The sequence below is a fragment of the Bradyrhizobium sp. MI1.10 genome, assembly GCF_055811035.1.
On the sequence record NZ_JBVVPN010000011.1, the window covers coordinates 78,583 to 97,226 of the forward strand.

The window sequence follows — 18,644 nt, forward strand, 5'->3', positions numbered from 1 at the left end:
ATGCCAGGAAGCCATCGGATACGAGGTCATGGTTGCGCATGGGACACCTGCCGCTCTCGTCTGCGATGCTCGATCGGATCGATTAAAAATGTCCGAACGCGCCGTCTTGAAAGGGTGATGCTTGCCGTCCGCGCGAGTGCCTCAGGCCCTCGTGCGGTAACCTTCAAACGCGTGGGCCAGGAAGATCCCCGCGCTTACCAAACCCATCAGTGCCGAAACCGTCTCGATCATCGTCTCATTCCATTCCGCCCTGCACGCGAGAAAACGCGGGCGGCCTTGCACAGTCAAAAGAATTCCAGGGAGCGGCGCGACAATGGGGGTGGAGTGAGGATTTGGCGCAACAGAATGTCCAGCCGTGGCACAGAGCAGGGCGCCCGCGCCCCGTAGTTCAACGGGGCGAACGCATACGCCCCGTTTACCATCCCGGCGGGATCGTTGTGGGCTCCCCATTTCCGCCGTGTTCGGGTTGCGTTATCGTTACCACTTCCGACGCGGTGGTGGGCCGCCTTGGAGCAAAGGACCGGACAGCGCTGCCCGTAGTCAAAGCGGGTTAGGTACGCCTCCGGCAAAGTGGTATTTGGGGCGAATGGGGATCCGACGGTCAGATTCGGTTTTGCGGGCCGCGCGCGGTGTTGCGGCGGTCGCGACCTGCCTTGCGCTTGCCAATTGCGCATCCTCCAACAAATTCGCCAGCCGGGTCGATCCGAAATACGGCGTGTCCTCGAGCCCCCGGGTCGTGGCTTTGGGTGATCCGGTCCCGAAGGGCGGCGGCGCCTACCGCGTCGGCAAGCCCTATGTGGTGGGTGGCCGGACCTATGTTCCCGAAGAGGACGTCAACTACCGCGCCGAGGGAATGGCGTCCTGGTACGGCGACGATTTCCACGGCCGCCTGACCGCCAATGGCGAAGTGTTCGACATGGGCTCGCTGACGGCGGCGCATCCGACCCTGCCGATGCCCTCCTATGCGCGGGTGACCAACGTTTCGAACGGCAAGTCGCTGATCGTCCGCGTCAATGACCGCGGGCCCTATCACGGCAACCGGCTCATCGACGTCTCGAACAAGGCCGCCGAACTGCTTGAATTCAAAGGCAATGGGATCGCCAAGGTTCGTGTCGAATATGTCGGGCGGGCGCCGCTGGAAGGCTCCGACGACCGCCAGCTGATGGCCACCTTGCGCACCGGGACCCCGGCGCCGTCGCCCTCGATGGTCCGTGTCGCCTCGGCGAGGCCGTTCGTGCCGGAGCTGCCGTCGTCGAACCGCGGTGCCATGCGCGGCGAAGTTCCGACGCCGGAGGGACGGCCCTACAATCTCGGCAACACCTCCGCCGACATGGCTTCACTCAGTGCGACCTCGGAAATGTCGGCCTCGAGCCGCAACCGGGGCCGGGCGCTCCAGAACGCCCGCGCCGTGTCCTATGACGGGGACGGCCGCTATGCCACCGAGAGCACACCGTCCGGCGCCTACGCCTCGGACGGCGCTGCCGAGGCCCGCGGCATCCTGAGCGGCCGCGGCCTCTACTGAGCGGCGCTTTCCTTCAGGAAACTCACCAGCGCCGCATTCACCTCATCGGGCCGCTCCTGCTGGACCCAATGGCCGGCGCCCTCGATGATCAGCTTTCGTTTCAGATTGGGCAGCACGCGCTCGAGCTCGTTGATGCGCTTGGCTCCGATCAGGCCGGTGATGACGGCGTCTTTCGAACCGGCAATGAAGAGCGAGGGCTGATGGATCTGCGCATCCTGCCAGGGCGCCGTCAGCTCCCAATTGCGGTCGAGGTTGCGATACCAGTTCAACCCGCCACGAAAACCGGACTTGCGGAAGGTTTCGGTGAAATAGGCAAGGTCAGTCTCGCTGAGCCAGGCCGGCAGAGGCTCCTCCGGGTTGCAGTGGCCGAGGAATCCCTTGCCGTCCAGCACGAACATGGCTGCGGTGGGATCGGCAAGGCCGCGCCCGCCGAGCACGATGCGCATGGTGCGCGCGACGTCACGCTCGAACTCGGCTTCGGCAACGCCGGGCGCCTGGAAATACTGCCAATAGAAATTGGTGATGCCGCCCTGGCGCAGGAGGTCAAGCGGCTTGCCGCGGCCGCGGAACGGCGGCGGCACGCTCAGGCCGGCGACCGCCGTGAAGATGTCGGGCCGGAACAGCGCCGCGTGCCAGGCCACCGGAGCACCCCAGTCGTGACCGACCACCATCGCTTTGCTCTCGCCGAGCGCCTGCACGAGGCCGACGATGTCGCCGACCGTGTCGAAGATCGAATAGGCCGTCGCCTCGGGCGGCGCTGAGCTTTGGCCGTAGCCGCGCATGTCAGGGGCGACGACGCGAAACCCGGCCTGCGCCAGCGCCGGGATCTGGTGGCGCCAGGAATAGGAGAGTTCCGGCCAGCCGTGGCACAGCACCACCAGCGGACCCTGACCGGCTTCACGGATGAACAGATCGATGCCGTTGGCCTTGATCACGCGGGTGGAGGACATCGCTTTTCCGCCTTGTTTCAGGGGTTTGGTCAGAAAATCTGAGGTGCCACGATAGGGGCGGGACGAGAATCGTGCAATCTCGGGACAAGACCACCCCGTGTTGTTCGCACCCGCTCCAACTGTTAGAACGCCGCTCTCAGGGCTTGGCCATGGAATTTCATCTTTCCTCGTTTGGGCGCACCCGGTTCACCGCCGGAGCGCTGGCGCGCGGGCTGATCGCGACGGCTCTGGTGGCGGCCATTGGCTGGGGCGGGGCGCTCTACGCCGCCAACCAGAGCGTCCAGGGCGCCAAGAAAACAGATGATGCCGGCTTCGACGGCGACGCCCCGACCGCGATCCTGATCGAGGCCTCCAGCGGCAGCGTGCTGTTCGAGAAGAACGCCGACGAACTGCGCGCCCCCTCCAGCATGATGAAGCTGATGACCGCGGAGGTCGTCTTCAACGCCATCAAGAAGGGCGACATCAAGCTGACCGACGAATACCGGATCAGCGAGAACGCCTGGCGCAGGGGCGGCGCACCCTCCGGCGGGTCGACCATGTTCGCCGCGATCAACAGCAAGGTCACGGTCGACGATCTCCTGCACGGGGCGATCATCCAGAGCGGCAACGATGCCTGCATTGCGCTGGCCGAAGCCATGGCGGGCAACGAACGGATTTTCGCCGCCGACTTCATGACCAAGCGCGCCCGTGAGCTTGGCCTGACGAAGTCGACCTTCGGCAATTCCAACGGCTTGCCCGACCCCGCAAACAAGATGACGGTGCGCGAGCTCGGCATCCTTGCCCGGCACATCATTCTCGACTTTCCCGAATTCTACAAACTGTTCGGCGAGAAGGAATACACCTGGAACAAGATCCGCCAGCCCAACCGCAATCCGCTGCTCAATTCCATGGAAGGCGCCGACGGTCTGAAGACCGGTTACACCAAGGAAGGTGGCTACGGCATGGTCGGCTCGGCGGTGCAGAACGGCACGCGGCTGATCGTCGTCGTCAACGGGCTGGAAGACCCCGAAGATCGCGCCACCGAAGCCAAGAAGATGCTGGAATGGGGTTTTCGCAATTTCGAGACCCGCACCCTGATCGCGGCCGATCAGCCCGTCGGCTACGCCAAGGTGTTCGGCGGCGAGAGCCGCTCGGTGAAACTGGTCGCCAAGACGCCCGTGAAAGTGATGGTGCACAAGAACGGCACCGACAAGCTGATCGCGCGCGTCGTCTATAGCGGTCCGGTGCGCGCGCCGGTCGAGGCTGGGCAGAAGGTCGGGCTGGTCAGGGTCTGGCGCAGCGGCAACATCGCGGTGGAGACGCCGGTCTATGCCGCTGACGCGATCGGCACCGGCTCGACCGTACGGCGTGCAATCGACGGCGCCAGCGAGCTCGTGATCGGCATGTTCCGTGCGGGCGCCGAGAAGCTCTGATCATGAGTGAAAGCGCGGTCAAGTGGCCGTCCGGACGCGGGCGTTTCGTCACCTTTGAAGGCGGCGAGGGCACGGGCAAGTCGACCCAGATCAAGAAGCTCGCCGACCGTCTCAAGGCGGCCAGGATGCGCATCCTCGTCACCCGCGAGCCGGGGGGCTCGCCCGGCGCGGAGATCATGCGCCACCTCGTGCTGTCAGGCATGGGCAAGCTGCTCGGACCCGAGGCCGAGACGCTGCTGTTCGCGGCGGCCCGCGACGACCATGTCCGCACCGTGATCCAGCCTGCGCTCAACCAGGGCACCTGGGTGCTCTGCGACCGCTTCGCCGATTCGACGCGGGCCTATCAGGGCAGCCTCGGCCAGGTGCCGGCGGCGCTGATCAACGCGATGCAGCGGGTCACGATCGGCGATCTCAAACCGGACCTCACCATCATTCTGGACCTGCCGGTCGAGATCGGCTTGCAGCGCGCGGCCGCTCGCCGCGGCAGCGGCACGCCAGACAGGTTCGAGGCCGAGAAGCTCGGTTTCCATCAGGGCCTGCGCGAAGCCTATCGCAAGATCGCGGCGGACGATCCTGCGCGCTGCGTGCTGATCGACGCCAATTCTGACCCCGACACGGTTGCCGGGCGCGTCTGGACCGCGCTGCGCGATCGCCTGCTTCCGACGCCGGCATCGGTGGTGTCCATATGAGCCCGCGTCAGACCGAGCGCGAAACTGCCATGTCTCATCCGCGCGAGACGAGCGTTCTGTTCGGCCATCGCGAGGCCGAGACCGCGCTGCTGGCCGCCTATCGCAGCGGGCGCATCCCGCATGCCTGGCTGATTGGCGGGCCGCAAGGCATCGGCAAGGCGACGCTGGCATATCGGATGGCGCGCTTCGTGCTCGCTCACGGCCAGCCGTCCGCTCCCTTCGTGCAGCGCGCCGAAGACCTCGCCATCAATCGTGATGACGCCGTGGCGCGGCAGGTGGCGGCGAGCTCGCATGGTGGCCTGCTGACGCTGGAGCGCACCGCCAATGATCGCGGCGTGATGCGCACCGTGATCACCGTGGACGAGACGCGCGAGACGATCGGCTTCTTCGGCTCGACCGCAGCGGCCGAAGGCTGGCGTGTCTGCATCGTCGACACCGTCGACGAGCTCAATCCGAATGCCGCCAACGCGCTGCTGAAAATTCTCGAGGAGCCGCCGCAGCAATCGCTGTTCCTGCTGGTGAGCCACGCGCCGGCGCGTGTGCTCGCCACAATCCAGTCGCGCTGCCGCAAGCTGCGCCTGCGCGCGCTCGCAACCGACGACGTGATTGCTGCAGCCGCAACAGCTGCCGATCTCGACCCGAATGATCCGGCGTTGCGCGAGGCGGCGGAGGCGTCCGAGGGCAGCGTCGCGCGGGCGCTGACGCTGCTCGGCGGTGACGCCCTGAAGCTCCAGCAGCGCACGGCCGCGCTGCTGGCGCGGCTGCCGCAGGTCGATCCGCGCGAATTGCACACGCTCGGCGAATCGCTCGGCACCAGCGACCGCGTTGCGCTTGCCGCCTTCATCGACGGCATCGATCGCTGGATCGCGGAACGCCTGCACGCCGACGAGGCCAATGCCAACCAGAATCTGCCGCGCCTTGCGCGCCTAGCTGAGGTATGGGAAAAGATCGTCCGCGCCGCGCGCGACACCGAAACCTACAATCTGGAGCGAAAGCCCTTGGTTTTCTCGGTGTTCGGCTGGCTGGCGGACGCGACGCGCTAGAGCATGATCCGGAAAACTGTGCAGCGGTTTTCCGATGGGGCCATGCTCAAGACGATAAACTAACGCAGGTTCGTTTCCAAATTTCGAGAAGCCGGTAAAGGAATTCGTCGTGGCAGCGCGAGCTAAGAAAACCGCCAAGGGCAAGAGCAGCAAGAAGAAGGCTGCCACGAAGGCCGTCAAGAAAGCCGCGAAGAAGGCCGTGAAGGCGCGCACACCCAAAGCTGCCAAAAAGGTCAAGAAAGCCACGAAGACCAAAAAGACAGCCGCCAAGAAAAGCGGGAGGAAGAGCGCCGCGAAGACGGCGAAGAAGCAGGTCGTTGCAAAGAAGCCGGTGAAGACAGCGACCAAAAAGCTAGCCAAGGCCTCGGCAAAAAAAGAGGCTTCGGCGAAGAAGATAGCCAAGACGGCAAAGGTGGCTACGCCTGCCGTGACCGCCACACCAGCTCCTGTCGCCGCGCCGCCGAAGCCCAATGTCTCGAAGCCCAAGGCTCCGCGCGCGCCGAAGTCCATCGCAGCGCCGCAGGCCAACACGCCCATGGCCGTCCCCGCGCGCGACAACGTCTTCTACATCACGACCGCCATCGCCTATCCCAATGGCAGCCCACATATCGGCCACGCCTACGAGGCGATCGCGACCGATACGTTGGCGCGGTTCGCGCGGCTCGACGGCAAGGACGTGTTCTTCCTGACCGGCACCGACGAGCACGGCCAGAAGATGGTTCAGACCGCGGCCAGCGAAAAAATGTCCGTCTCGGAGCTAGCAGCCCGCAATGCCGGCCGCTTCAAGCAGATGGACGAGCGCCTCGACGTGTCGTTCGACCGTTTCATCCGCACCACCGAGGAACAGCATCATCGCTCCAGCCAGGAGATATGGCGGCGCATGGAAGCGAACGGGGATATCTATGCCGACATCTATGCCGGCTGGTATTCCGTGCGCGACGAAGCCTATTACGCGGAGGACGAGACGCGCCTGAACGACGACGGCGTGCGGCTCGGGCCGCAGGGCACCCCGGTCGAATGGGTCGAGGAGAAGAGCTACTTCTTCCGCCTGTCGGCCTATCAGGACAGGCTGCTCAAGCTGTACGAGACGCAGCCCAATTTCATCGGCCCCGACTCCCGCAAGAACGAGGTGGTGAGCTTCGTCAAGGGCGGCCTGCGCGATCTGTCGATCTCGCGCACGACGTTCGACTGGGGCGTCAAGGTGCCCGGCGACGAAGAGCACGTGATGTATGTCTGGGTCGACGCGCTCACCAACTACATCACTGGCGTCGGTTTCCCCGACGAGAGCGACAAGAACTGGCGTTATTGGCCTGCCGACGTGCACATCATCGGCAAGGACATCATCCGCTTCCATGCGGTGTACTGGCCGGCTTTCCTGCTGTCGGCCGGGATCCCGCTTCCGAAGCGGGTCTATGCCCATGGTTTCCTGTTCAGCAGGGGCGAGAAGATGTCGAAGTCGGTCGGCAACGTGGTTGATCCCTTCAACCTCGCCGACCAGTACGGCGTCGACCAGATGCGCTATTTCTTTCTGCGCGAGGTCCCGTTCGGCCAGGACGGCAACTACAATCACGAGGCCATCGTCGCGCGCATCAATGCCGATCTCGCCAACGATCTCGGCAACCTCGCGCAGCGCTCGCTGTCGATGATCGCCAAGCAGCTCGGCGGCGTGCTCCCGGAGCCCGGCGAGTTCAGCGACAACGACAAGGCGATCCTGTCACAAGCTGACGGCATGCTCGCGGCGTCTCGCGAAGCGATGGCGACGCAGCAAATCCATCACTGGCTCAATGCCGTATGGGCTGTGGTCGCCGAAGCCAACCGCTATTTCGCGGGCGAAGCGCCGTGGGCGCTCGCCAAGACCGATCCTGTCAGGCAGAGGACGGTGCTCTATGTCACCGCCGAAGTCGTGCGCCAGATCGCGATCCTGGCCCAGCCGGCGATGCCGACGGCCTCGGGATTGCTGCTGAACAGCCTCGGGATCCCCGAAGGGGAGCGCAACTTCGCTGCGCTCGGCGGCGCAACGCGCATCGCGCCAGGTACGACGCTGCCCGCGCCGACGCCGGCCTTCCCGCGCTACATCGAGCCGGCAGCCTGAGGGCGTTCGCACCATGTTGGTCGACAGCCACTGCCATTTGGATTTTCCGGACTTTGCGGAGGATCTCGACGGGATCGTGTCGCGGGCGCGAGCGGCTGGTATCGGCCGCATGGTCACCATTTCGACGCGGGTGAGAAAGCTGAACCAGCTTCTGGCCATCGCCGAGCGCTACGACGACGTCTATTGCTCGGTCGGCACCCATCCGCACAACGCGGACGAGGAAGACGGCATCGCGCCGGACGAGCTGATCGCACTGACGCAGCACCCCAAGGTCGTCGCGCTCGGCGAAGCCGGGCTCGACTATTTCTACGACAACGGCTCGCCGGAGGCGCAGGCGAGGGGCTTTCGTGCCCACATCGCCGCCGCCCGCGCCACCGGCTTGCCGCTGGTGATCCACACCCGCGAGGCGGATGAGGATTGCGGCCGTATCCTGGAAGAGGAGACGGCAAAGGGATCGTTTCGCGCGGTGTTGCATTGTTACACCGGCGGGCGCGAGCTGGCGCTGAAGGCGGTCTCGCTCGGGCTCTATATCGGCTTCACGGGCATCCTGACCTTCAAGAAGTCCGAGGCCTTGCGCGCGCTTGCGGCCGAACTCCCGTCCGACCGTATTCTGGTTGAAACGGATTCGCCCTATCTTGCGCCGGGCAAGTTCCGGGGCAAGCGCAACGAACCGGCCTACGTGGTCGAGGTCGCAAAAGTGCTCGCCGAAACACGCGGCGTGTCGTTTGACGAGATCTCGCGCCAGACAAGCGAAAACTTCTTTCGCCTGTTCTCCAGGGTGAAAGCTTAGAACTGGGAGCCGCATGACGCTGACGCTGACGATCCTGGGCTGCGGCTCCTCCGCCGGCGTGCCGCGCCCGGCACTCGGCTGGGGTGCCTGCGATCCCAACAATCCCAAGAACCGCCGTCGCCGCTGTTCGCTGCTGGTCGAGCAGACATCAGACGAGGGCACCACGCGTATCGTGATCGACACCTCGCCGGACCTGCGCGAGCAATTGCTCTCGACCAATGTCGACCACATCGATGCAGTGTTCCTGACCCACGAGCACGCCGATCAGACCCATGGCATGGACGATCTGCGTTCGGTGGTGATGCACATGCGCCGGCGGATTCCGACGTATCTCAACCAGACGACTGCGAACGACATCATGTCGCGGTTCTCCTATTGCTTCGTCTCGCCGGCGGGCAGCGATTACCCGCCGATCCTGACGGCGCAGTCGATCGAGGCTGGTGAAAGCCAGACCATCCAGGGGAAGGGCGGCCCGGTGACGATGACCGCCTTCCTGGTGCAGCATGGCAACATTCCTGCGCTGGGCTATCGCATCGGCGATGCCGCCTACACACCCGACCTCAACGACATCCCGCGCGAGAGCTGGGGCGCCCTGGAAAATCTGGATCTCTGGATCGTCGATGGCCTGCGCTACACCAGCCATGTCAGCCATTTCAGCATCAACGACGCGTTGTCCTGGATCGAGCGCTTCAAGCCGAAGCGCGCCGTCATCACCAACATGACGGCCGACGTCGATTATGAGGTGATCCGGCAGTCGCTGCCGGCGGGAGTGGTGCCCGCGTATGACGGGCTGCGGCTCGAGACCCGCTGAACCTGCGGTGGAAATTCCGGCGAGAGCCGGCATACTCCTTGCTTGCGCTGGCCCCATCATGTTGATCTAACGTCTGAAAGACAGGGCGCTGGGCAGGGGCGATATTCATGCAGGACCGGCGCGCGACGTGCGATCGCCGGGACCGTCTGAATCGCCTCGTGTGAGGATGGGGATCGCGTTGGCAGGGGACGATGTCACGAGCCGGGGACCGGTGCGACGCGCGCTGGATCTCCTTTATCTCGGTGCGGGCTACGCCGCCGGCGCCTTCATGGTTGCGATCTTTGCAATCATGATGATCATGTCGATCGGGCGCCAGTTTGCGGTCAACATTCCCGCCGGCGATGATTTCGCCTCCTGGTGCATGGCCGCGATGGCATTCCTCGGCCTCGCTCACACCTTCAAGCGCGGCGAGATGATCCGGGTCGGCCTGCTGCTGGAGCGTTTGCATGGGCGCTCCAAACAGGTTGCGGAGGTCGTGGCCCTCGGCATTGCCGCTGCTTTCATCCTCTATTTCACCCGGCATGCCGTGCAGATGACCTACGATTCCTGGCGCTTCAACGACGTGGCGCAGGGCGTCGTCGCGCTTCCGCTCTGGATTCCGCAGCTCGGGTTTTCCGGCGGACTCGTGATCCTGTCGATCGCGCTCATTGATGAAATGGTCAGTGTCGTCAGCGGCAACCGGCCGAGCTACGAGAAGGGCTCGCCGGACGAGACCCCGGACGAATTCATCGAACGCATCTCACAGGGCGGCGGAGGTTGACGATGGCCAATCTCGGCATGATCGAACTGTCGTTCATTCTGCTCGGCGTCATGATCGTGCTGCTGGGAAGCGGCATCTGGATCGCGGTCTCGCTCGGCCTCGTCGGCTTCGTAGCGATGGCGCTGACCACGAGCCTGCCGCTCGGCTCGGTGCTTGCGACCACGACATGGAGCGCAAGCTCGTCATGGACGCTCGCCGCGCTGCCGCTGTTCATCTGGATGGGCGAGATCCTCTTCCGCACTAAATTATCCGAGGAGATGTTTCGAGGCCTGTCGCCCTGGGTGCAGTGGCTGCCGGGGCGTCTGACCCATGTCAACGTGATCGGCTGCGGCATCTTCGCGGCGGTGTCGGGCTCATCGGCGGCGACCTGTGCAACCATCGGCAAGATCGCGCTGCCCGAACTGGACAAGCGCGGTTACGACAAGGGCCTCAGTCTCGGCTCGCTCGCTGGCTCCGGCACGCTCGGCCTGCTGATCCCTCCGTCGATCCCGATGGTGGTCTATGCGGTCACGGCGAATGTCTCCGTGCTTCAGGTGTTCCTCGGCGGCTTTCTGCCCGGCGTGCTCGTGATGGTGCTCTATTCCGGCTACATCATCATCTGGTCGCTGCTGAACCCGAAGAAGATTCCGCCGCGCGATCCCCCGATGCCGTTTCGCCAGAAGCTGCGCGAGTCGGCCAGGCTTGCGCCCTGCCTGTTGCTGATCCTGGCGGTCTTCCTCTCGCTCGTGCTCGGCTTTGCGACGGCGACCGAATGCGCCGCCTGGGGCGTTTCGGGCGCGCTGCTGCTGGCGTGGTGGAGCCGCACGCTCACGCGCAAGAACTTCCTCGAGAGCATCATGAGCGCGACGCGCCTGACCTGCATGATCATGCTGATCCTGGCGGGCGCTGCCTACACGACCGCAGCGATGGCCTATACGGGCATTCCGGCGGCTCTCGCCACCTGGGTCCAGGGCCAGCAGCTCACGCCGGGCATGCTCGCGCTGTATCTGAGCATCATGTACATCATCCTGGGATGCCTGATCGACGGCATCTCGATGATCGTCCTGACCGCCGTGATCGTGCTGCCGATGGTCAAGCAGGCCGGTCTCGACCTGGTCTGGTTCGGCGTCTATCTCATCATCCACGTCGAGATGGCGCAGATCACGCCGCCGGTCGGTTTCAATCTGTTCGTGCTCCAGAACATGAGTGGGCGTGATACCTTGACCGTCGCGCGGGCGGCGTTCCCGTTCTTCGTGCTGCTGCTCGCGGCCGTGTTCATCATCACGGAATATCCGCAGATCGTGATGTTCTTGCCCAAGCTCGCTTTCCCAGACTGAGCGTACCGTTTGAATTGACTGTGAGGAGAAGCCCGATGATGTCTCGTTTATTCCGCGCATCCCTGATCGCCGGCGCCGTGCTGGCCGCGACACCCGCTTTGGCTCAGACCAAATGGAATCTGCCGGCGGCGTATCCGGCCGACAATCCGCACTCCGAGAACCTCGTTGCCTTCGCCAAGGACGTCGAAGCCGCCACGTCCGGCAAGCTCCAGATCACGGTCCATCCGGGCGCCTCACTGTTCAAGGCGCCCGACATCAAGCGCGCGGTGATGACCGGGCAGGCGCAGATGGGCGAAGTCTTGCTGTCGATCCACGAGAACGAGGATCCGGTATTCGGGGTCGACGTCGTGCCGTTTCTGGCGACCAGCTTCCCGGACGCCATGAAGCTGTACCAGGCGTCGAAGCCGCTGATTACGAAGAAGCTGGAGGCGCAGGGGCTCAAGCTCCTGTTTGTCGTGCCGTGGGCGCCGCAGGGCGTCTATGTCAGCAAGCCGCTTGCGACCATCGAAGACATGAAGGGCCTGAAATGGCGGGCTTATAACGTTGGAACTGCGCGCATCGGCGAACTGGTCGGTGCGCAGTCCGTCACCATTCAGGCCGCCGAGCTGCCGCAGGCACTTGCGACCGGCGTCGTGAACTCCTTCATGTCGTCAGGCGGCACAGGCTACGATGCGAAGGCATGGGAGTCGCTGAAGTACTTCTATGACGTGCAAGCCTGGATCCCGAAGGACTACACCTTCGTCAACAAGGCTGCGTTCGAGGCGCTCGACAAGCCGACCCAGGAGGCCATCCTCAAGGCCGCCGCGACCGCGGAAACCCGCGGCTGGAAGGCTTGGCAGGACAAGAGCACCTGGTACATCGATCAGCTCAAGGCTAAGGGCATGACGGTCGAGCCGCCGAGCCCGGCCCTGAAGGCCGGCTTCCAGAAGATCGGCGAACAGCTCACCGCCGACTGGCTCAAGAAGGCGGGAGCCGACGGCCAGGCTTTGGTTGACGCCTACAAGAAGATGTGAGGGCAGGAATATCTTCCGTTCGCTTTCGCGACGCGAGCGGAAGGTCTCTCCCGTATCAGCGGCAATTGTCTACCAGGCAAGATCACCAGGCGTAACGCAGCACGGCCTTGCTGGTGGGAGCGCTCCGGGGAGCGGAGCCGAAAACCTCGCACCGGCGACACGGCCGCTGCGTTCCTGGACATGGTCATCCGGGATTAAGCTTTGCGGACCAGTCGCCAGCGTCCTGGCGTGGCACCCGTTGCTGCTGAGAACGCTCTGGTAAAATGGCTCTGATCCGCGAAGCCGCATTTGATGGCGATTTCCGTGAGCGATAGGGGCGAGCTTGCCAGCAGGCTCTTGCTTTGCTCGATACGCTGATTCATCAACCATCGATGCGGCGGTGTTCCCGTGCTGACTCTGAATGCTCGGGCGAAGTGGGCGGCTGACACGCCACACTCAGCGGCAATTCGGGCCAACGCGATCTCGCCATCGAGATTTGCGCGAAGGAGTGCCTTCGCGGTCCGAAGTTGCCATGGCGCCAATCCGCTGCGGTGAGAGCGATTGCGAGGTTGGCCGACGGCATAGGTCTTGAGAAAATGCGTGTTGAGCGCCATCGCGACGTGGCCCACGAAAAGCTCGTTGGCCTCATGCGGTCTTTCGAGCGCCGGCAGAAGGCAAGCACCCAGATGAGCCATGACTGGATCCAGGAAGTTCGCGCCCGCGACAACGTCATATTCGACGCGACCAAGATCAAGCTGGCTCGCCAATTCATTTAGCGTGCCGTGCGGTAGATACAGGTAGAGAAAGTCAAAGGGATCGCGGAAATGAACGACCGTTTCACATCGCAGATCGTAGATGCTCGTCTCGTCTTTCAAGGCGCCCTTGAGCGCATATCGGCCATCCAGCCACGACTCCGCTCTCTGATGCTGCAGCCGAAGGCAAAGTGCGAAGGCCTCGTCCGGAGGCGATGGCAGCGTCGGATCGCCGACCGGTCCGGAATATGCCATCCGCACCGCGGCGAACGTTCCTTTTTGTAGCGACTTGACGAGGCCCGAGCTCGGCTCGCTGATCATTGGAAATAGCTTCGCAAGCCGGTCGCCGTAGAGGCCATCATCGGTCATGATGTGTCTCCACTGCGCGGCCGAACACGACCGACCCACTCTGCGTTCGGTTTTGAGGCCCTTGCCTGATTTCCTTCCAGGCCGGTTTCGATCAATCGTGGCTCAGGACGTTCAAGCACCTCGGGTCGGATGACCTTAGATCTAGGCAACACTTCAACTTTCACGTTGGTTGCCTCCGGGAGCATTGATGTATTTCAAAACGATCAAACCGCACGTCGTGTCGGGGTCGGCGCAGACCAATCTGTCTTTCCTGGAAGATATCGTCCGCGCGGCCCGTTCTCGGTTCGCCGCGCTTGTGGACAAACTCGCCGGATTGCAGGCCAGGACATTATCGAGGGCCTCGATCGAGCGGAGTTCACATGACGACAATCCGGGCAGCCGCGCGCTCGGTCTGGCGACCGTGACCGATGATCTGCTCGCGATCGTCACAGTGATGGATCGGATGGCAGGCGAGCTCCTGCTGGAATCCGAGCAATTATGGGCCTCGGTCGGATATGTTTCCGGGAACGTCCACAAGATCGCCTTTGGACGGTGGCGATTGCTCGGTAGCCGGAAGCGGAACGATCTGTTCGCCGCCGCGATCGACGACAGGCTGAGGCGCACGCCGCGCTTGGTGATCTCGCTGCTGGAGGTTGCTACCATCCTGGAGGAAGCGGTTGCAGACCTGCATCCAGTCCAGACTGGCGAAGGGGCTCGCAGCAGGTAGCGATATCGCCACCGATCATCGCGACGTCGTATCTGGGTAGCATGCGCGTTCGACCGAACGCGCATGCCAAGAGTATTGCGGGGCCGCCGCCCACATGGCGATGGATCCGCAACTTCGAACGTCATTCGCCCGCCCCGACAATGACGGAAACCGGCCTTTGCTCCTTCGAGAGGGCTCGGTAGATCAGTCCGCCGGCAGTGGCCCCGATGAGCCAACCCCAGTCGCCGACGTTGAAGATCAGTCCATAGGCGCCTGCCAGCGAGAGTCCGATCGACAGAGTGCCGGACACCGCAAGTGCAATCAGCGCCTTGTAGTTCCAGCCGCCGTCGTAATGGAATTCACCGGCTGGTGACATTGTATAGAGGTCCTCCAGCACGACGATTTCCTTTTTCACGAGATAGTAGTCGGCGATCATGATGCCGAACATGGGCCCGAGCGCAGAGCCGAAGATGCTGACGAACAGCGTGATGGCCGACGGGCTGGCCACGAACAGCCAGGGGCAGACGAGTACCGACAGGATCGACGTGATGAGGCCTCCCAGCCTGAAATTGATGCGCTGGGGATTCAGGTTGGAGATGTCGTAAGCCGGCGAAACGAAATTCGCGACGATGTTGATGCCCATCGTCGCGACGATGAACGTGATCGATCCGATAACGACGACGAACGGATTGCCGATCTTCTCCACGATCAGCACTGGATCCATGATCGCCTCGCCAAACACCTTCAGCGTACCGGCCGTCACGATCACTGTGATGATCGAGAAGACCAGGAAATTGACGGGAAGCCCGAGCAGATTGCCGGTTTTCATGGCTCGCTCATCCTTGCCGAACCGGGCGAAGTCGCCGAAATTGAGCAGGAGCGCCGAGAAGTAGGCCACGATCAGCATCGCGGCATTCGCCATCACGCCAATCGTCGCCGCGGTTGTGGCGGCCGGCGGGCTGAGTTGAAGAGACAGGCTTGAGAAACCGGCCTGCCATAACATCCAGATCGCCAACGCGAACATGACGACGTAGACCACGGGTCCGCAGAAATCGATGAAGCGGCGGATGCGCTCCATCCCGCTGAGGAAGATGAGAAGTTGGAACAGCCACATGAAAAGGAAGCTGAACCATGCGAGCGTCGACAGGCCGGCGATGCTGTTGTGCGTGAGATCGGCGGCCGACGGCATCAGAGTGACGATCAGGACTTGCACCGCCTTCGAGGCGAAGTAGGTCTGCACGCCGTACCAGACAATGCCGACGACGCCCCGCACCATGGCGGCGAGATTGGCGCCCATCACCCCGAACGAGATGCGGGCCACGACCGGGAACGGAATGCCGTAGCGTAGCGAGGGCCGTCCGATCAGGTTCATCAGGAAGTAGACCGCCGTGATACCCACCAGCATCGAGATCAGCACCTGCCAGCCTGTCAGGCCGAGAAAGAACAGGCTCGCCGCGAATGTGTAGCCGCCCACGGAATGGACGTCCGACATCCACATCGCAAACAGGCTGAAGACACCCCAGGTTCGGCCCTCAGGCGCGGTTGGAGCAAGGTCGTGATTGTAAAGCTTTGGATGGGCGCCGGTGATGATCAGCGTGGGAACGTCGCCGCTGTTGGATGACATGTCCTCTACCTCGGATTTGCTGGCGCAGGGCAACGGCGTTGGAAGCCGCAGTCCCTGCTATGGGTGCTCGCACTTTGCGGAAGATCGGGTCGAAGCAAGCGACATGCCATTTTATAACGATCGATAAAATCATTTTACGATCGATAAAATATTTTTACAAACACGAATTTCGGATCTGGCGCCGGCTACCGGCGCAAAACGCCTCGCTGCAACCGAAAATCCAGTGCGGTTCTGGCTAGGATGTCCCGCACGTGAGCGTAATGGCGGCGGGGGGAAACAGGGCCGCTGGCGAAAAACGAACGGCCGAACAAAGGGCTAGGCGCCAGCCTCGGCAGGGCCCGAAAGACCAAGTCCGCCGAGAACGAGCTGGACGATCGTCGCCTTGGCCGCGGTGTAGTCGGCCTCTTCGAGCTGTCGCTTACCTTTCATGATGATCATCTGGCTGGAATAATCGGCATAGGCCTGGGTCATCGCCCAGATGCAGAAGAAAAGATCGACGGCGCTGATCGGCCGAATCGCCCCGCTGGCGGTCCATTGGTCGAGCGTCTTGACCTTGTCGAGCAGCAACGGGGTCGAGACTTTTTCAATGAAGCTGCCGATGAATTGAGCGCCGCTGATGATTTCGTTGGCATAGATGCGCGACAGATGCGGGTGATCTCGCGAGAAATCGATCTTCCTGCTGATGTAGCGCACGAGGATGGTCTCGACATCGGACGTCATGTCGAGACTGTCCATGTCTCGTGCCCACATGTTCATCGCACGTTCCAGCACCGCGCGATACAGATCCTCCTTGTCTTCGAAATAATAGTAAATGTGGGGTTTCGCGATCGATGCTTTTTTAGCGATCAGTGCCGTCGTCGCTCCGCGAAAGCCGAAATGCCCAAAGACGAACTCTGCCGCATCGAGGATTTTTCCCTCGATGTCCGGGCCCGGCGCTGCCTTGCGGCCACCTTTTGGCGCGCGGCGGATGCGAAAGAGCTTCAACTTGTCGGCGGGGATGGCTGCCATAAAGCCTCGATAGGGAGCTTCGCCTTCACCGGCGAAGGCTGAGCGGGATCGGTCGCCGGATTGATGTCGGCGATTCCGGCTGGACGTTGCCTTGCCTGTCCAGCTTTATCAAGCAATTAGGACGGCAGGGGCCGCTCAATGCGTTGCCAGACTCATGGAATCGGCTCAGGCCGAGATCGCCTTCGCCGATCCCGCTTCGTTGCGCAGCAGGAATTTCTGGATCTTTCCCGTTGACGTTTTCGGGATCGGTCCGAACACCACGGCCTTCGGCGTCTTGAAGCCGCTCATATGCGAGCGGCAGAAGGCGATGATGTCGGCTTCGCTCGCGCTCGCGCCGTCCTTCAGCTCGACGAAGGCGCAAGGCACTTCACCCCATTTCGGATCGGGCTTTGCGACCACGGCGGCGAACAGCACGGCGGGGTGCTTGTAGAGGATGTCCTCGACCTCGACGGAGGAAATGTTCTCGCCGCCGGAGATGATGATGTCCTTGGAGCGATCCTTGATGATGACGTAACCATGCGCATCGAGCACGCCGAGATCGCCGGTGTGAAACCAGCCGCCCTCGAAGGCTTCCTTGGTCGCCTTGTCGTTCTTGAGATAGCCTTTCATCACGATGTTGCCGCGGAACATGACCTCGCCGATGGTCTCGCCGTCGCGCGGCACTTGCCTCATGGTCTGGGGATCGATGACGGTGACGGCTTCCTCGAGCGGGTAGGGCACGCCCTGCCGCCGCTTCAGGCTGGCGCGCTCGGCGGCGGGCAGATCATCCCAGCCAGGCTGCTCGGCGCAGACGGAGGCGGGGCCGTAGACCTCGGTCAGGCCATAGACGTGCGTCAGCTTGATGCCGATGCTCTCGGCGCCCTCGAGCACCGCGACCGGCGGCGCGGCACCGGCGATCAGACCGACGACATGGCGGGCGGCGCCGCCCTTCGGGGCATCGGGCGCGTTGATCAGGGTGTTGTAGACGATCGGCGCGCCGCACATGTGGGTGACGCCGTGCTGCTTGATCAGCTCGAAGATCTTCGTCGGCTCGACCTTGCGCAGGCAGACATTGATGCCGGCAGCCGCCGCAATGGTCCAGGGGAAGCACCAGCCGTTGCAGTGGAACATCGGTAGCGTCCAGAGATAGACCGGATGCTGGCCGAGTTGGCCTGCGAGAATATTGCTGACGGCATTCAGATAGGCGCCGCGATGATGGGTGACGACGCCCTTGGGATTGCCCGTGGTGCCCGAGGTATAGCTCAGTGCGATCGCGTCCCATTCGTCGCCCGGCAGGATCGCCGCGAAGTCAGGATCGCCTTGCGCGAGCGCGGCCTCATACTCGATCTCGCCGATGCGCCCGCCGCCCTTGAAGGCAGCATCGTCGACGTCGATCACGAACGGTTTTGGGCCACTCATCTGTGACAGCGCATCGGTGATCACGGCGGAAAACTCGGGGTCGACCAGAATGATCTTTGCGCCGCCATGGTCGAGCTGAAATGCGATCGAAGGCGCATCCAGCCGGATGTTCAGCGCGTTGAGCACGGCACCCGTCATGGGGACGGCGAAATGCACCTCGTTCATCGCCGGAATGTTCGGCAGCATCGCCGCGACGGTGTCGCCGACGCCGATGCCCTTGCCGGCAAGATACGAAGCAAAGCGCTTGCAGCGCTCATGCGTCTCGCGCCAGGTGAAGCTGCGCCCCTCGTAGACCGTGCTGACATGATCGGGATAGACCGCGGCGCTGCGTGCGAGGAAGCTCAACGGGCTCAGCGGCACGTAGTTGGCGGGCGTCTTGTCGAGGCCGATATTGTACTGGTTCTGCCGCTCACTCATCGACACCTCCCTCA

At 63.1% G+C, this 18,644-nt stretch carries 16 protein-coding genes; 11 read left to right on the forward strand and 5 right to left on the reverse strand.

Going from position 1 to position 18,644, the window contains the following annotated elements; translation table 11 throughout:
* The first annotated feature begins 586 nt into the window (after nt 1-586).
* Entirely contained in the window at nt 587-1,522 is a 936-nt protein-coding gene (locus tag AC0L3K_RS13830; RefSeq protein WP_219684316.1) for a septal ring lytic transglycosylase RlpA family protein, read from the forward strand.
* On the opposite strand, the gene AC0L3K_RS13835 is transcribed toward AC0L3K_RS13830, so the two are convergent.
* Nucleotides 1,516-2,472 carry an alpha/beta fold hydrolase gene (locus AC0L3K_RS13835; protein ID WP_354128239.1) on the reverse strand — a complete coding sequence of 319 codons (957 nt, stop codon included), beginning with the start codon at nt 2,470-2,472 and terminating at the stop codon, nt 1,516-1,518. The two genes, AC0L3K_RS13830 and AC0L3K_RS13835, sit on opposite strands and share 7 nt — an antisense overlap.
* Nucleotides 2,473-2,621: 149 nt before the next feature.
* Here AC0L3K_RS13835 and AC0L3K_RS13840 point away from each other — a divergent pair, with 149 nt between their 5' ends.
* The 9 genes from AC0L3K_RS13840 to AC0L3K_RS13880 all read left to right on the forward strand — a co-directional run bounded on the left by AC0L3K_RS13840 (nt 2,622) and on the right by AC0L3K_RS13880 (nt 12,398).
* Nucleotides 2,622-3,884, forward strand: coding sequence for a D-alanyl-D-alanine carboxypeptidase family protein (locus tag AC0L3K_RS13840; protein WP_354128238.1), 1,263 nt, complete (start codon nt 2,622-2,624; stop codon nt 3,882-3,884).
* Between the two features lie 2 nt (nt 3,885-3,886).
* Nucleotides 3,887-4,573: a dTMP kinase gene (gene tmk, locus AC0L3K_RS13845; RefSeq protein ID WP_007591078.1), complete on the forward strand. Its 687-nt coding sequence runs from the start codon at nt 3,887-3,889 to the stop codon at nt 4,571-4,573.
* Nucleotides 4,570-5,616: a DNA polymerase III subunit delta' gene (locus AC0L3K_RS13850; protein ID WP_007591080.1), complete on the forward strand. Its 1,047-nt coding sequence runs from the start codon at nt 4,570-4,572 to the stop codon at nt 5,614-5,616. Before tmk ends, AC0L3K_RS13850 begins: the two co-directional genes overlap by 4 nt.
* A gap of 109 nt (nt 5,617-5,725) precedes the next feature.
* The gene (gene metG / locus AC0L3K_RS13855; RefSeq protein WP_219684311.1) at nt 5,726-7,708 is read left to right on the forward strand and encodes a methionine--tRNA ligase; all 1,983 of its coding nucleotides are present in this window, start codon (nt 5,726-5,728) and stop codon (nt 7,706-7,708) included.
* A gap of 13 nt (nt 7,709-7,721) precedes the next feature.
* Nucleotides 7,722-8,498, forward strand: a complete 777-nt coding sequence (locus AC0L3K_RS13860) for a TatD family hydrolase (RefSeq protein WP_219684310.1) — start codon at nt 7,722-7,724, stop codon at nt 8,496-8,498.
* A gap of 13 nt (nt 8,499-8,511) precedes the next feature.
* A complete protein-coding gene (locus AC0L3K_RS13865; protein ID WP_007591086.1) occupies nt 8,512-9,309 on the forward strand; it encodes an MBL fold metallo-hydrolase in 798 nt (265 codons plus the stop codon).
* A gap of 166 nt (nt 9,310-9,475) precedes the next feature.
* Nucleotides 9,476-10,069, forward strand: coding sequence for a TRAP transporter small permease (locus AC0L3K_RS13870; protein WP_007591089.1), 594 nt, complete (start codon nt 9,476-9,478; stop codon nt 10,067-10,069).
* 2 nt (nt 10,070-10,071) lie between these two features.
* A complete protein-coding gene (locus AC0L3K_RS13875; RefSeq protein ID WP_007591091.1) occupies nt 10,072-11,385 on the forward strand; it encodes a TRAP transporter large permease in 1,314 nt (437 codons plus the stop codon).
* 35 nt (nt 11,386-11,420) lie between these two features.
* The gene (locus AC0L3K_RS13880; protein WP_007591093.1) at nt 11,421-12,398 is read left to right on the forward strand and encodes a TRAP transporter substrate-binding protein; all 978 of its coding nucleotides are present in this window, start codon (nt 11,421-11,423) and stop codon (nt 12,396-12,398) included.
* Between the two features lie 194 nt (nt 12,399-12,592).
* On the opposite strand, the gene AC0L3K_RS13885 is transcribed toward AC0L3K_RS13880, so the two are convergent.
* Nucleotides 12,593-13,498, reverse strand: a complete 906-nt coding sequence (locus AC0L3K_RS13885; RefSeq protein ID WP_354128237.1) for an AraC family transcriptional regulator — start codon at nt 13,496-13,498, stop codon at nt 12,593-12,595.
* A 187-nt stretch (nt 13,499-13,685) separates the two neighbouring features.
* On the opposite strand from AC0L3K_RS13885, the gene AC0L3K_RS13890 reads away from it, so the two are divergent.
* Nucleotides 13,686-14,204: a hypothetical protein gene (locus tag AC0L3K_RS13890; RefSeq protein ID WP_354128236.1), complete on the forward strand. Its 519-nt coding sequence runs from the start codon at nt 13,686-13,688 to the stop codon at nt 14,202-14,204.
* Nucleotides 14,205-14,325: 121 nt separating this feature from the next.
* Here AC0L3K_RS13890 and AC0L3K_RS13895 read toward each other — a convergent pair whose 3' ends face one another.
* The 3 genes from AC0L3K_RS13895 to AC0L3K_RS13905 all read right to left on the reverse strand — a co-directional run bounded on the left by AC0L3K_RS13895 (nt 14,326) and on the right by AC0L3K_RS13905 (nt 18,630).
* Nucleotides 14,326-15,807: an NCS1 family nucleobase:cation symporter-1 gene (locus AC0L3K_RS13895; protein ID WP_354128235.1), complete on the reverse strand. Its 1,482-nt coding sequence runs from the start codon at nt 15,805-15,807 to the stop codon at nt 14,326-14,328.
* Between the two features lie 315 nt (nt 15,808-16,122).
* The gene (locus tag AC0L3K_RS13900; protein ID WP_007591097.1) at nt 16,123-16,815 is read right to left on the reverse strand and encodes a TetR/AcrR family transcriptional regulator; all 693 of its coding nucleotides are present in this window, start codon (nt 16,813-16,815) and stop codon (nt 16,123-16,125) included.
* Nucleotides 16,816-16,980: 165 nt separating this feature from the next.
* Nucleotides 16,981-18,630: an acyl-CoA synthetase gene (locus AC0L3K_RS13905; protein ID WP_354128234.1), complete on the reverse strand. Its 1,650-nt coding sequence runs from the start codon at nt 18,628-18,630 to the stop codon at nt 16,981-16,983.
* Between the last annotated feature and the right edge of the window lie 14 nt (nt 18,631-18,644).

Bases quoted from the DNA above. Each gene is read 5' to 3' on its own strand.
- AC0L3K_RS13830 (WP_219684316.1), top strand. From the start codon at position 587: ATGGGGATCCGACGGTCAGATTCGGTTTTGCGGGCCGCGCGCGGTGTT.
- AC0L3K_RS13870 (WP_007591089.1), top strand. From the start codon at position 9,476: ATGGGGATCGCGTTGGCAGGGGACGATGTCACGAGCCGGGGACCGGTG.
- AC0L3K_RS13905 (WP_354128234.1), bottom strand. From the start codon at position 18,630: ATGAGTGAGCGGCAGAACCAGTACAATATCGGCCTCGACAAGACGCCC.
- AC0L3K_RS13890 (WP_354128236.1), top strand. From the start codon at position 13,686: ATGTATTTCAAAACGATCAAACCGCACGTCGTGTCGGGGTCGGCGCAG.
- AC0L3K_RS13885 (WP_354128237.1), bottom strand. From the start codon at position 13,498: ATGACCGATGATGGCCTCTACGGCGACCGGCTTGCGAAGCTATTTCCA.
- AC0L3K_RS13880 (WP_007591093.1), top strand. From the start codon at position 11,421: ATGATGTCTCGTTTATTCCGCGCATCCCTGATCGCCGGCGCCGTGCTG.
- AC0L3K_RS13900 (WP_007591097.1), bottom strand. From the start codon at position 16,815: ATGGCAGCCATCCCCGCCGACAAGTTGAAGCTCTTTCGCATCCGCCGC.
- AC0L3K_RS13835 (WP_354128239.1), bottom strand. From the start codon at position 2,472: ATGTCCTCCACCCGCGTGATCAAGGCCAACGGCATCGATCTGTTCATC.
- AC0L3K_RS13850 (WP_007591080.1), top strand. From the start codon at position 4,570: ATGAGCCCGCGTCAGACCGAGCGCGAAACTGCCATGTCTCATCCGCGC.
- AC0L3K_RS13895 (WP_354128235.1), bottom strand. From the start codon at position 15,807: ATGTCATCCAACAGCGGCGACGTTCCCACGCTGATCATCACCGGCGCC.
- AC0L3K_RS13875 (WP_007591091.1), top strand. From the start codon at position 10,072: ATGGCCAATCTCGGCATGATCGAACTGTCGTTCATTCTGCTCGGCGTC.
- tmk (WP_007591078.1), top strand. From the start codon at position 3,887: ATGAGTGAAAGCGCGGTCAAGTGGCCGTCCGGACGCGGGCGTTTCGTC.
- AC0L3K_RS13840 (WP_354128238.1), top strand. From the start codon at position 2,622: ATGGAATTTCATCTTTCCTCGTTTGGGCGCACCCGGTTCACCGCCGGA.
- AC0L3K_RS13860 (WP_219684310.1), top strand. From the start codon at position 7,722: ATGTTGGTCGACAGCCACTGCCATTTGGATTTTCCGGACTTTGCGGAG.
- AC0L3K_RS13865 (WP_007591086.1), top strand. From the start codon at position 8,512: ATGACGCTGACGCTGACGATCCTGGGCTGCGGCTCCTCCGCCGGCGTG.